We start from the raw sequence: 13180 nt of genomic DNA, 5'->3' as shown, positions 1-13180 counted from the left end.
CAATGATTGCCCATACTCAGTTAGTAAAAATATGTAGTGCGTTTATAGAGCCTACAAGCATTGTTTCAAGCGAGCGATTACTTAATGGCTTTAGTAACGATAATTTTTTAATACGTACCGAGCAACAAGGGTATTTGTTAAAGTGTTATAAAAGCCATTGGCCAAGTGACGGCCTTGAAGCGCAGCGCTTTTTAAGTGACTTTAATATATGTCCAGCGCCTATTTGGCTTGATAAAAAAAACGGTCGTGCGGTATTTAATTATATTGAAGGCAAGAGCGCGCAATCGGATATAACGCTTAGCTTTATTAATAAACTTGCTCAAGTGCACAATTACACAGTGTCTACCGTGCCAATGGATATAGCTAAAGAGCTTCATTTTTATCAAAACACCGGCGTATATACGCAATATAAACTTCAAATAGAGCAGGCACTCAAAGCAGTTACAGCTATGTCATTTAATGCAGGTTTTTGTCATAACGACTTAGTAAAAGACAACATTATTGTAAATGCTTCAGGTATGTATTTAATTGATTTTGAATACGGACAAACTAACGATGTGTATTTTGATTTGGCAGCCCTTGCAGTGAGCTTTAATTTTAATGAGAGCAGTGAAAGTGCATTGTTAAATAACTATAAAAATAGCATCGATAAAACAAAAACGTTTGATCTTTCAATAGATAAGCTGAATTACTATAAGCTGTTTTTTTTAGTGTTATGTATTGGCTGGTACGAAGAGCGCGGCATAACTAATAAATCTGTAATGTTACGCGCGCAGCTAACTAAACTCGTTAATAATACTTTTTATAGATGTTAAAGGCCACCAAAGCGCTCGGCTAGCTCTTTGTATTTAGTTACTTCGGCTGTATCAAATTGTGGTTCGCCATTTTCATCTTCTGATTTAGCAATTAATAAACTCTCTCTAGAAAGACGTTTTACACGCTCTACTTTTACACCTAAAAACTCAGCAACTTGCTCAGTAGACATTAAACTCATCATTATTTCCTCGTATTAAATTAATCCGCACAGCGACAATCATAGTTTCAATGTTGCTAAACCGTTACTGTTTCTTATTCAATAAGAATAAATAGCGTGTTTTTAAGCCATTGTGAAGTGTTTTATTTAAAAGAGTTTAATTAATAAGCATATAAGCTGATGTTACTGGTATTTATTTAAAGATCTCTTTATCATTGCTGATGCTAAAGCACTGATATCGCGAGTTGGTGTGGAGGCAACAAATGTGCTCTCGTGGTGAAATGGATATCACGTGGCCCTCCGGAGGCTGAGTTGTAGGTTCGATCCCTACCGAGAGCGCCATTTGCTTTTACATCTACTAATATTCCCTCTATATTATCTAGCTTTTCATTAATTACTTTTGTATTTAAAAATGTATTACTGCATAAATTTTGAAATTTTATTGTAAGAACAGCTTTCTAGTTATTTATACAATGCAAAATTGCATTATTCAAAATGTTATCTAACGTTATGTATGCATATACGACGAAATTATAAATGAGGAAAACCGATTCAATGTTAAATAGTCAGTTAGAAATACTCGCTCAAGGACATGCTTATCTTGAAAGTGTAACTAAAGAGGATTATTCGCAAATCGTTGCTCCTAATTTCATTAGTTCAGCTGGGTCACATATGCGCCACATTATCGATCATTACCAATCTTTAATGACGGGCTTTGGTATAAATAATATTGATTATGATAGTCGCCTACGCGGCAGTAATATTGAAAGTAATCCCTGCGAAGCTATAAAAAAAATTGCCGAGATAGCATCGTGGATTGAACAGCTAAGTACAGATGATTTTAATAAACCGCTGTTACTTTCAAGCGAAGTATCAATTAAAAGTAAAAATGTACAAACTGTAACAACCTCATTAGCACGAGAGCTTATATTTGTAGGAAGCCATGCAGTACATCACTATGCGATGATTTCACAAATTACCTTTGCACAAAAAGCATCATTCGACCAGAACTTTGGGTTAGCACCAAGTACAGCCACTTTTTTGAGAGAAAAAAGCCAACAAAGCCAATTAAAATCACTGCAAAGTTAATATGTGCACTTTAAGTTACTTCTTAACTGATGATGGCTACGAGTTGTTTTTTAATCGTGATGAGCAAAAAACGCGAGAAATGGCAATCGCCCCGAGTAAGCACACAGGTAACGCAATTTACCCTATCGATCCGCAAGGGGGAGGTACTTGGCTTGGTGTATCGCATTGGGGGCAAACATTAGCTTTATTAAACGATTATCAAAGTGTATTTGATATAACTGCCGTAAAGCACAGTAGAGGTCTTTTAATCCCACATTTACTGAGCAACAAAACCCCTGCATTGTCTCAATTACAAAATATGGATTTATCGGGTTATGCGCCTTTTAAATTGTGTATTTTTCCGGATAAATTATCCCTAAATAATAGTCACATCGTTTTTGTTCGGTGGGACACAAAACAATTAATCGATTGCCAAGTTGAATCGCTTGCAACGTCATCTGGCGTTGAGCTAGAAACAGTTACACAAAAGCGTAAACAGCAATTTAAGCAACTTATTGACTTAAGATATCCTGCAAGTGAGCAGTTTTTAGCATTTCATTACAGCAAAGCCGAGCAAGGCCAATATGGTGTAAATATGCAAAGAGAAGATGCAATGACAGTCAGTATTAGCCATATTAAAGTTGGTAACACTATATGCTTTAATTATTTTGATAAGCAGTCTCAGCTCATTAGCAGCATTAGTTGTTTAAAAGTGGCTGCAGCTTAACTAAATATTTTTATAGCTGTTACATAACTAAAAAGTCGACGCAATTAATTGCGTCGACTTTTTTGTTGCTCTATTTTCATCTGCTGTATTAATACAGCAGATGAAAATTATGAGTGATTTATATAATCATCTTTTTTATCACCAAGGTAGAGCTTAAGTAGCTTTTCAGGCGCACTTGGTAGGTGCACACTTAAAAGTAATCCTGGGGTGTGATTAAAGTTACTGTCAATTCCCATACAATGAAATTGAGCGCCTAGCTTATGATATTGCTTTAATAAAATCGGTATGTCTTTTTTATCTTCTTCTATTCCCATAACCAATGTTGATACATGATCTATGTTTAACGTGTGATCACTAATAAAGTCTTCAAACTCTGGATGAATTTTATTATTAAAAGGCGTATTGGCGCTAACACCTTGTTTATTATTAACCATAGCATGGTCAATAATTGCGACAGAACGAGGGTCGTAAAGCTTACTTAATGAAACCGTGCCATATAAAGTCCTATAACGTGGGTTTTGCGCCATAAACGCACCGATCCCTTTAAATAGCAGTAATAAGCCATGGTAACTGCCTTGATGTTTTTGAACTATAAACGAGCGACCCATTTCCAAGCACGGCTGTTGTTGATTAATAAAAGAGGGTTCAAAATTAAACATTTGCGATAAATAAAGGGCGCTCACGTCGCTATTTTTTTGTAATAAATCAGTTTGTCCAATTCGATAAGCTCCAATAATCTCTTCATTTTTATGATCAAAAATAAATAAATGCATGTAGCTTGCGTCAAACTTATCGGTATCACATGGCTCGCCGCTTCCTTCGTTTAATGTACGAAAGGTTATTTCTCTAAGGCGTGTTATTTCAGCAACACAATTAGGTATTTGATCTTGATAACCGTAATAAACGGAGTAACTTTTAAAGTCTAATAAGTGCTGCTCGCTTGGTAAGCTAGCAAGTTCACTCGTCATTTTTGTTTTATCAACATCCTGCATAATCGCTTTTAGTTGCATTGACTGGGCATCGTCTTGCCAAGGTGTTACAAAGCGTTCATCGTTTAAATAGCAAAGCAGGCGCGCAATATCGTTAATGTCGTCAGTTTTCTCAAATTTATTTAATAACTTGGGTGTAAGTAAATTACCAGCACCTAAATTAATGGACCTTTTTTGAATTTTAAGTAATTCACGTATTAGCATTAATAATCTAAATCGGTAGTAAATACGTCCCAAATTGTAAAACATAGGGCTATTTTGACCACTAATAAACACAGGTAATAAAGGGGCTTGTGTTTTTAAGGCTAGTTGAGCCGCTAAGCGATTCCATTGACCGTCGGTTACACGTTGTTTTTTTGATTGAAAAAACGAAACCCTGCCAGCAGGAAAAACCACAAGTAAACCATCGTTATTTACATGTTTAAAACACTGTTTAATTGCACTGGTATTAATGGCTGCTTTTGGTTTTAGCGGATTGGCAAAAATAAAATAATCTTTAATTTCTGTAAATATTTTTAAACCAACGTTAGCCATTACTTTAGTATCGCTACGATAATGGGTGAGTAATTTGGCAATTATTACGCCCTCAATCATGCCATAAGGATGGTTACATACTACTATGCAAGGGCCTTGCTTAGGTATTTTGTTAATAACACTTTGTGCGCCAAGTACATTAATACCCAATACATTTAAAAGCTTTTCACTAAACTCCTGCTTACCTAAACCCGATAAATTATTAGAGAGGTATATATCACGCAGTTTATTTATACCTAATAAGCTATCGAGCAGTGGAGCGGCTACTTTTAATATATGACCCAAAGGCGAGGCTGTGTTTATTGCAGCCACACTTAGGTTTGATACGGGGTGGTTTAGTTTTGTCATATATTAGTACTCTTAAGAATTTAAAGCAGTTGTTATTAAGTGCTGTGTATATTGAGACCGAGGCAAAACAATATTATGTTCAAGAAAGGTTAATAAAGTTCGCTTTTTTATAATGATTAGATAAATTTTATAGCTAAATCACCTGCTTTTTAGTGATAAGCAATTTAGTGTAGTTGAGATGAAAGCGTTTAATTATTAAAAAGTAAAATAATCAGAATTACAATGCAGCTCAAATAAGGCTGTAAATAATGCTTTTAGTTATATATAACTACTTACAACTCAAAAACTAGACTTTTAGGCTTAATTAATGCTATTTAAGGTACATATTCCTTAATAGAAAAATCCCGCCTTTATGCTAATTACTTTGCCCGTATCTGAGCTTACTCCTGGTATGTATGTTGATAGCGTTACTAAGCAACATGAAGGGATCAATAGCATAAAAATTAAGACCAGTGGCTTAGTGCGCGATAGATCTATTATTAAGCGTTTAGTCTCTGAAGGGGTGCTTGAGCTGCTTATAGATTTTGCTAAAGGTGATGCCCCAGTTCCTGCCAAATATAAGCCTCAAAGCAAACCTAAAACATCTAATAGCCAGCAAAAAGCCGAAAAAACACCTATAGCAATCTCAATTGAACAAGAATTTGCTAAAGCGAGTGTCAATTACGATCAGCATGGCCGAAAGCTACAGTCGTTATACGGTGACTTAACATCTGGCCTGAGTGTTAATATAAAAGTGCTTGATGAAATAGCCAGCGAAATAGTCAGCTCAGTTTTTCGTAACGCCAACGCCATGACTATTCTTACTCGTATAAAAGATAAACACAGCTATAATTGGCGGCATATGATCAACTGCGCCATTTTTACCGCTGTATTTGCTAAATACTTAGGGTACAAAATGGCTGTTGTGCAAGAGCTTGCCATGGGCGCGTTACTTCATGATTTAGGCCAAGCTAAATTACCGCAGGGTATATTTTCAAAGCCAACTAAGGTTACTAATAATGAGCTCTTAGCGATTAAAAAGCATGTAGCGCAAGGTTTGGGTTTAGTTAAAGGCGAGAAGGGTATAACACCCCTTATGCTTGATATGATAGTGAATCATCATGAGCGCTTAGATGGCTCTGGTTATCCGCGAGGCCTACAGGCAGAGAAGTTAAGTCGTCCAGCGCGTATAATGGCAATTGTAGATGTGTACGATGCAATGACTGCCGATAGAATGCATCAAGATGGTGATGAACCTATTAATGCATTACGTTATTTATTAGCCAATAAACACTTGTTTGATGGTGAGTTAGTGCAGCGGTTTATAAAGTGTTTAGGGGTTCATCCGGTAGGAACTATTGTAAAATTAACGAATGAACGTTTAGCCTTAGTGCTTGAAGGGAACGTATTAAATCCTATTAAACCTAAAATTAAGCTATTTTATAATGCTAAGCACAATCATCATGTTACACCAAAAGACATTGATTTAAGTGAGCACACCCAAGAGCTTAAAATACTATCAAGTGTTAAGCCCTTAGATTATCAGATTAATTTGTCTCGCCTGCTAAAAGAGCATTTGTTGAATTAGCCTTACTACATTGCCTTTTTTTAGTTTGTTTTGCAGAAATAAACGCACCCAAAAAGCAATTTCCCATCAGTGTTAACCATAACAAAGTACCTAGCTCTACGTGCAATGCAAAACAACACAGCGCTAAAGAGATCAACGCATTTAACATTGCCCCTAGCCAATAATGGTTTACGGGGTTATCACATTGTCCTGCTTGAGTACATGCGCAGTAGTTTGCTTTGTAAAAGCAAAACACACTCGCCCCACAAAATATTAGCCCTGTAATAATAAATAAAATGATCACAGTTTTACTTCCATTGCGATTTTATAATGAGTGTAAGTTGCTACTAATTTCAAGTCAATCTAAATGATAATTAATTACGTTTAGAGTGTTTGCTCTAATAGCACACTTCTCATCCGATGAGTTTTAAATAGTTGTTAAAATGTCGTTAAAAAACATGTTTTTTACTGTCTTTTGACGTATTCATAGAGTTTTTTACAAAAAATTAAGGTAGTGTAATCACGTTTTAAATCCTAATAACAACACACATAGTACCCAGACAGTCAGTTTGGTTAAGGACTCAACAATGAAATTTTCTAAAACTCTTATTGCAGCTTCGCTTGCATTTGTTTCAGCTGATAGCTTTGCAGCTGCGTTTCAATTATCAGAGCAAAATGCATCGGGTTTAGGCCGTGCATACGCTGGTGAAGCTTCTATCGCAGACGACGCGTCTGTAGTTGCACGTAACCCTGCACTAATGACTTTATTTAAAGAAAAGCAACTAAGTGTTGCTGCTATTGGCGTAATCCCAGATGTAAGCTTAGAAGGTGAAGGCGCGCCAACTGGTATTGATCAATCTTCATTAGATGACGATAGTATTGCACCAAGTGCAGTGGTACCAGCAGCTTACTTTACTATGCCTTACAACGATAAAGTATCGCTTGGTTTTGGTGCATTTTCTAACTTTGGTTTATCAACAGACTTTGACGATGACTACTCAGCAGGACAGATTGCTGGTAAAACAGAAATCTTCACCGTTAACTTAAATGCAAGCGTTGCTTATAAAGTTACTGAAAAGTTTAGCTATGGTATTGGCTTAAACGTAATTTACGCTGATGCAACTATTGTGCGTCATGCTGGCTCTGGTTTACCATTTGCTTCAAGCACTGAAGTTGTGAACTTGGAAGGTGATGATACAGGTTACGCTTTAAATGTTGGTTTAATGTATCAGCTAGATGATAACAGCCGTTTTGGTTTTAATTATCGTACAGAAACAGATATTACATTCGAAGGTGATTACTCGAATCAAATACCAACAGCTTATCGTGGATTAAATGGAATTGAATTACCTGGTTCTGTTGAAATAACACTTCCTGCAATAGCTGAATTTTCAGGTTCTCATCAGTTAGATGAAAAACTTGGTCTTCATTACAGTATTTTATGGACAGGTTGGAGTAGCTTTGAGTCATTAGAAGCACAAGTTACATCGCCAACTGTCGGTAAGTTCAGCGCATTTAATAAAGATGAAAGCTTCTCTGATTCATACCGTTTCGCTGTGGGTTCAGATTACCAATATAACGAAGATTTATTACTTCGTGCTGGTGTAGCATTTGATCAGTCTCCAGTATCACAAGATCACCTGTCGATCTCTATCCCAGATACAGATCGTTTTTGGTTCTCATTCGGTGGTAACTACACAATTGATCAAAACTCTAACGTTGACCTTGGTGTAAGTATTATCCGTGGTAAAACTCAGAACTTTGAAGAAGATGGATTTGAGTTTGAATCAGAAGGTAATGCAGTACTTATTGGTGCTCAGTACAACTACAAATTCTAATAATTGTATAAATGCTTAGAGCTTAGGCTCTGAGCACAAAAAAGCCGCTCACTTTAATTAAAGTGAGCGGCTTTTTTAATGCCTATTAAATAGTGTTAATAGGCATTTTACGAAAGCTTATAAACTTTCTATTTTAGTTTTTTGCTCAAGTAGCTTAGTTTTAGCATCGCTAAATTCAGCCAGTTTTGCATTTTCTTTAGCAAGTACAGCTTCAGGTGCGTTGTTTACAAACTTTTCGTTAGCGAGTTTGTTCTGCACTTGTGCTAGGCCTTTTTCGGCTTTTTCGAGTTGCTTATTAATACGCGAAAGCTCGGCTTCTACATCAATTAAGCCTGCCATTGGGATCATGATCTCAAGGTTGCCAACATAAGATGTTGCACATGCTGGTGCGTCATCTTTGTTTTCAAGCATTGTAAACTCTTCAATTTTTGCAAGTGATGCTAAAAATGATTTGTTTTCTTCAATGCGTCGCATGTCGTCGCTCGATGCATTTGCAAGTAATACGTTAAGTGGCTTGCTTGGGCTAATATCCATTTCACCACGAATATTTCGAATAGCTAAAATGAACTGTTTAACCCACTCTAAATCGTCCATCGCTTTAGCATCAACGCTTGCTGCATTATAAACAGGGAACGGCTGAACCATAATACTGGTGTTCTCTGTTTCAAGGCCTGCAAGTGGTGCAACACGTTGCCAAATAGTTTCAGTTATGTATGGCATCATTGGGTGCATTAAGCGCAGTAAACTTTCAAGCACGGTGATTAGTGTATGGCGTGTACCACGTTGCTGTGCTTCATTACCTTTAAACAATACTGGTTTAGTTAGCTCTAAGTACCAATCACAAAATTGATTCCAAGTGAATTCGTAAAGCGTGTTAGCAGCTAAGTCAAAACGGTAGTTATCTAAGTGCTCTGTGTAGGTTTTAACGGTAGCTTCGTATTGACCTAAAATCCAACGGTCAGCTAATGAGAACTCTTTATCAGCATCGTTTGCAAAACCACAATCGAGCTCTTCTGTGTTCATTAGCACGTAACGGCTTGCGTTCCATAATTTATTACAGAAGTTGCGGTAACCTTCAAGGCGGTTCATGTCCCAGTTAATATCACGACCGGTAGATGCCATTGCCGCAAGGGTAAAGCGCAGGGCGTCGGTGCCGTGTGCTTCAATACCGCCTGCAAATACTTTACGCGTATCTTTTTCGATTTTAGCGGCAAGTTTTGGCTGCATCATGTTACCAGTACGTTTTTGTACTAGGTCTTCAAGTTCAATGCCGTCAATCATGTCTAGTGGGTCAAGTACGTTACCTTTTGACTTAGACATTTTATCGCCATTGTCGTCACGTATTAAGCCAGTTACATACACAGTTTTAAACGGGACTTGTGGTTTGCCATTTTCGTCTTTTACAAAGTGCAGCGTCATCATAATCATGCGCGCAACCCAGAAGAAAATAATATCAAAACCAGTTACCAACACGTCAGACGGGTGGAAGGTTTTTAAATCATCGGTATTTTCTGGCCAACCTTGTGTAGAGAAAGTCCAAAGCGCTGATGAGAACCACGTATCAAGTACGTCTTCGTCTTGGCTTAGCGTTACACTATCTGCAATGTTGTTTTCACGGCGTACTTCAGCTTCGTCGCGACCAACAAATACGTTACCTTCATTGTCGTACCAAGCTGGGATACGGTGACCCCACCAAAGCTGGCGTGAAATACACCAATCTTGTACGTCGTTCATCCACGAGAAGTACATGTTTTCGTATTGCTTAGGTACAAATTGAATATCGCCATTTTTAACAGCGTCTTTTGCAGGTTCAGCAAGTGGTGCAACACGTACATACCATTGGTCGGTAAGTAGTGGCTCAATTACCACGCCAGAGCGATCGCCGTAAGGAACCGTTAAACCATGGTCTTCAATTTTTTCAAGTAGGCCTAGTTCTTCAAATTCTGCCACAATTGCTTTACGCGCTGCAAAACGATCAAGCCCGCGCAAGCGCTCAGGAATTGGCGCATCAAACTCAAGCTCTTTACCGTCAAAGGTGTATGTTTCACCTTGGGTTAAAATAGCGGCGTCTTTATCGAAAATGTTGATCATCGGCATTTGATGACGCTTGCCCACTTCGTTATCGTTAAAGTCGTGCGCTGGGGTTATTTTTACACAGCCCGTGCCTTTATCTTTATCGGCATGTTCGTCAGCAACAATTTTAATACGACGATTAACGATAGGTAATAAAATCTCTTTACCGATTAAATCTATGTAGCGTTCGTCATCAGGGTTTACTGCAACACCTGAGTCGCCAAGCATGGTTTCTGGACGAGTTGTTGCTACTACTATGTAGTCTTTTCCGTCTTGCGTTGTAACGCCATCAGCCAGTGGGTAACGTAAGTTCCACATGTGGCCTTTTTTGTCTTTGTTTTCAACTTCAAGATCAGAAATAGCAGTGTGTAATTTAGGATCCCAGTTTACTAGGCGTTTACCACGGTAAATTAGGTTTTCTTTGTGAAGGCGTACAAACACTTCTTTAACGGCTTCAGATAGGCCATCGTCCATGGTAAAGCGTTCACGATCCCAATCAACCGATGCGCCAAGGCGACGAAGTTGTTTGGTAATAGTGCCGCCCGATTCTTTTTTCCATTCCCAGATTTTATTAATAAAATCTTCGCGGCCCAAATCGTGGCGTGTTTTGCCTTCTTCGGCATGCAGTTTGCGCTCAACTAACATTTGCGTTGCAATACCTGCGTGGTCAGTACCTACTTGCCATAATGTGTTGTTACCTTGCATACGTTTAAAACGCGTTAGGGTATCCATTATTGTATCTTGGAAGGCGTGGCCCATGTGTAAGCTACCAGTGACATTTGGCGGCGGGATCATAATTGAATATGGTACGCCTTTGCCAGATGGCTTAAAGTAGCCTTTTTGTTCCCAGTCTTGATATAGAGACTGTTCAATATCTTGCGGATTGTAGGTTTTATCCATTACACAGAACCTTAAATAAGTACTTAAATTAGTTGGTTAGTTTGCCTGATTGGCTAGCTATTAATATCTTGCGTGGTGAGATTGGCACCGAGTTGGCGTAGCTTTTTAAAACGCTCGCGGGCTGCTTGTTTAGCCGCTGCTTCTACGGGTACAAAATCAAAAACTTGGTTAAACCGACGAATGTAATCCGGTAACTGAGTAGCCAAGTTAATTAAAACTTTACGATTGCCAACAGGTGGCGTAATACCAATTTCTACAGGTGCGCCGCCTTTAGGGCCTTCACCTTGTAAATTATGTGGCACAAAACTATCTGGATCGAATGCCCAAATTATTTCATCAATGGCACAGGCTGCTTCGTTATCGTTAACACAAATAAACACACGCTGCCCATTTCGATACTGATCGGCCGCAATTTGAGCAGCCAAAGCAAAATGATCGTCAGCCTTCGCTTTAGACTCATCTTGTTGCTTTAGAACGAAAAATTTAGCGTTCATGTTCATTGTATCGGGGTTTCCCATGACATTGAATGTATACCAAATTGATATACATAAATTAAGAGGCAGATTTTGCCATATAACGGGGTTTGCTTCAATTAATACACAAATAAATAAGGCGCCAAATGGCGCCTTATAAGTAGTTAAACAGTGTGTTTAATCTTGAGCGGCTTCACTTACGCCAGCTCTATTTAATAAATACTGAGTAAGCATTGGAACAGGACGACCCGTTGCGCCTTTTTTAGCGCCGCTGCGCCACGCTGTACCGGCAACATCTAAATGCGCCCAATGATACTTTTTAGTAAATTTAGACAAGAAACATGCCGCAGTAATAGTACCCGCAGAGCGTCCGCCTAAGTTTGTAAAGTCAGCAAATGGGCTCTCTAGCTGATCTTGATAGTCATCCCATAACGGTAACTGCCATGCACGGTCGCCACTTTGCTCAGACGCTTTTAATAAATCGTGTGCAAGTGGGTTATGGTTTGATAGTAAACCAGTCGCATGCGCGCCAAGGGCTACAATACAAGCGCCAGTAAGTGTTGCTACGTCAATAACCGTATCCGGATTAAAGCGTTCAACGTACGTTAGTGCATCGCACAATACTAAACGACCTTCAGCGTCGGTGTTTAACACTTCAACTGTTTGCCCCGACATTGTTGTTAAAATATCACCCGGGCGATACGCGTTTGAGCCAGGCATGTTTTCACAACCAGCTAAAACACCAATAACGTTAATTGGCAATTGCATTTGTGCAAGTGCACGCATTGCGCCAATAACACCGGCAGCGCCACCCATGTCGTATTTCATTTCGTCCATGCCTTCGCCTGGTTTTAATGAAATACCGCCTGAGTCAAACGTTAAGCCTTTACCAACAAGTACAATAGGGGCTTGGTCGTCAGCGGCGCCTTTGTAGTTAATAATCGACATAATTGATTCGTTATCACTACCTCGGCCAACAGCTAGGTAAGAATTCATGCCTAGTTCTGCCATTTGCTTTTCGCCAATAATATCAACAGTGATGTTGTCAAAATTAGTTGCCAACTCTTGTGCTTGCTCGCCTAAGTACACTGGGTTACAAATATTTGGTGGCATATTAGCCACGTCTTTACACAGCTTACTACCTGCAGCAATGGCTAAACCATGCTCAATGGCACTTTCGCCAATCGTTAGTTCGCGTCGTGTTGGTACGTTAAACACCATTTTACGAAGTGGACGACGAGGGTCTACTTTTTTACTTTTTAATTGGTTAAACGTATATAAGCAATCTTGCGTTGTTTCTACTGCTTGACGAACTTTCCAGTAAGTGTCGCGACCTTTAACGTGTTGCTCTGTTAAAAAGCAGACTGCTTCCATAGAGCCTGTTTCGTTTAAAGTATTAATAGTTTTAGAAATAATTTGTTTATATTGCTTATCATCAAGCTCGCGCTCTTTACCACAACCTACAAGCAATATGCGCTCGCTTAATACATTGGGTACATGATGCAATAATAAAACTTGGCCTGGCTTACCTTCTAAGTCGCCACGGCGAAGTAAATTAGAGATATAGCCATCACTAATTTTATCGAGTTGTTCACCAATGGGGGATAACCTACGTGGCTCGTAAACGCCAACCACAATACATGCGCTGCGCTGTTTTTCTGGGCTACCACTTTTTACGTTAAATTCCATTGTCACTCCTGATTTTGAGTCA

At 38.7% G+C, this 13180-nt stretch carries 11 protein-coding genes and 1 tRNA gene; 6 read left to right on the top strand and 6 right to left on the bottom strand.

Translation table 11 applies throughout. The features are described from left to right. The first annotated feature begins 2 nt into the window (after positions 1-2). The gene (locus I6E82_RS12535; protein ID WP_197118037.1) at positions 3-815 is read left to right on the top strand and encodes a phosphotransferase; all 813 of its coding nucleotides are present in this window, start codon (positions 3-5) and stop codon (positions 813-815) included. Here the strand turns inward: I6E82_RS12535 and I6E82_RS12530 are convergent. Further along, on the bottom strand, positions 812-994 hold the full coding sequence (locus I6E82_RS12530) for a hypothetical protein (RefSeq protein WP_007587299.1): 183 nt from the start codon (positions 992-994) through the stop codon (positions 812-814). The genes I6E82_RS12535 and I6E82_RS12530 overlap by 4 nt on opposite strands. 246 nt (positions 995-1240) lie before the next feature. On the opposite strand from I6E82_RS12530, the gene I6E82_RS12525 reads away from it, so the two are divergent. From I6E82_RS12525 to I6E82_RS12515, 3 genes are all read left to right on the top strand, one after another. Further along, a tRNA-Arg gene (locus I6E82_RS12525) sits at positions 1241-1315 on the top strand. 213 nt (positions 1316-1528) lie between these two features. Next, positions 1529-2062 carry a hypothetical protein gene (locus I6E82_RS12520; RefSeq protein ID WP_024589710.1) on the top strand — a complete coding sequence of 178 codons (534 nt, stop codon included), beginning with the start codon at positions 1529-1531 and terminating at the stop codon, positions 2060-2062. A 1-nt stretch (position 2063) separates the two neighbouring features. Next, on the top strand, positions 2064-2768 hold the full coding sequence (locus I6E82_RS12515) for an NRDE family protein (protein WP_197118036.1): 705 nt from the start codon (positions 2064-2066) through the stop codon (positions 2766-2768). Positions 2769-2875: 107 nt separating this feature from the next. Here the strand turns inward: I6E82_RS12515 and I6E82_RS12510 are convergent, their stop codons facing one another. Continuing rightward, positions 2876-4639 carry a lysophospholipid acyltransferase family protein gene (locus I6E82_RS12510; RefSeq protein WP_197118035.1) on the bottom strand — a complete coding sequence of 588 codons (1764 nt, stop codon included), beginning with the start codon at positions 4637-4639 and terminating at the stop codon, positions 2876-2878. Positions 4640-4991: 352 nt separating this feature from the next. Here I6E82_RS12510 and I6E82_RS12505 point away from each other — a divergent pair, with 352 nt between their 5' ends. Beyond that, positions 4992-6206 carry an HD-GYP domain-containing protein gene (locus tag I6E82_RS12505; RefSeq protein ID WP_197118034.1) on the top strand — a complete coding sequence of 405 codons (1215 nt, stop codon included), beginning with the start codon at positions 4992-4994 and terminating at the stop codon, positions 6204-6206. Here I6E82_RS12505 and I6E82_RS19865 read toward each other — a convergent pair. Beyond that, the gene (locus I6E82_RS19865; protein ID WP_165725768.1) at positions 6166-6489 is read right to left on the bottom strand and encodes a hypothetical protein; all 324 of its coding nucleotides are present in this window, start codon (positions 6487-6489) and stop codon (positions 6166-6168) included. The two genes, I6E82_RS12505 and I6E82_RS19865, sit on opposite strands and share 41 nt — an antisense overlap. A gap of 283 nt (positions 6490-6772) precedes the next feature. Between I6E82_RS19865 and I6E82_RS12500 the strand changes: the two genes are divergently transcribed. After that, on the top strand, positions 6773-8023 hold the full coding sequence (locus tag I6E82_RS12500) for an outer membrane protein transport protein (protein ID WP_197118033.1): 1251 nt from the start codon (positions 6773-6775) through the stop codon (positions 8021-8023). A 117-nt stretch (positions 8024-8140) separates the two neighbouring features. Here I6E82_RS12500 and I6E82_RS12495 read toward each other — a convergent pair whose 3' ends face one another. The 3 genes from I6E82_RS12495 to pepA all read right to left on the bottom strand — a co-directional run bounded on the left by I6E82_RS12495 (position 8141) and on the right by pepA (position 13158). Then, positions 8141-10996, bottom strand: a complete 2856-nt coding sequence (locus I6E82_RS12495) for a valine--tRNA ligase (RefSeq protein WP_197118032.1) — start codon at positions 10994-10996, stop codon at positions 8141-8143. A 53-nt stretch (positions 10997-11049) separates the two neighbouring features. Then, a complete protein-coding gene (locus tag I6E82_RS12490; RefSeq protein ID WP_007587285.1) occupies positions 11050-11496 on the bottom strand; it encodes a DNA polymerase III subunit chi in 447 nt (148 codons plus the stop codon). A gap of 150 nt (positions 11497-11646) precedes the next feature. Continuing rightward, positions 11647-13158, bottom strand: coding sequence for a leucyl aminopeptidase (pepA, locus tag I6E82_RS12485; protein ID WP_007587283.1), 1512 nt, complete (start codon positions 13156-13158; stop codon positions 11647-11649). Positions 13159-13180: the final 22 nt, after the last annotated feature.

Origin of the sequence: Pseudoalteromonas sp. NZS11 (genome assembly GCF_015864765.1) — a bacterium.
GTDB classification, from domain to species: Bacteria; Pseudomonadota; Gammaproteobacteria; order Enterobacterales; family Alteromonadaceae; genus Pseudoalteromonas; species Pseudoalteromonas arctica.
Note: the sequence above shows the minus strand (reverse complement) of the source record. Positions and strands in the feature narration are given on the sequence as shown.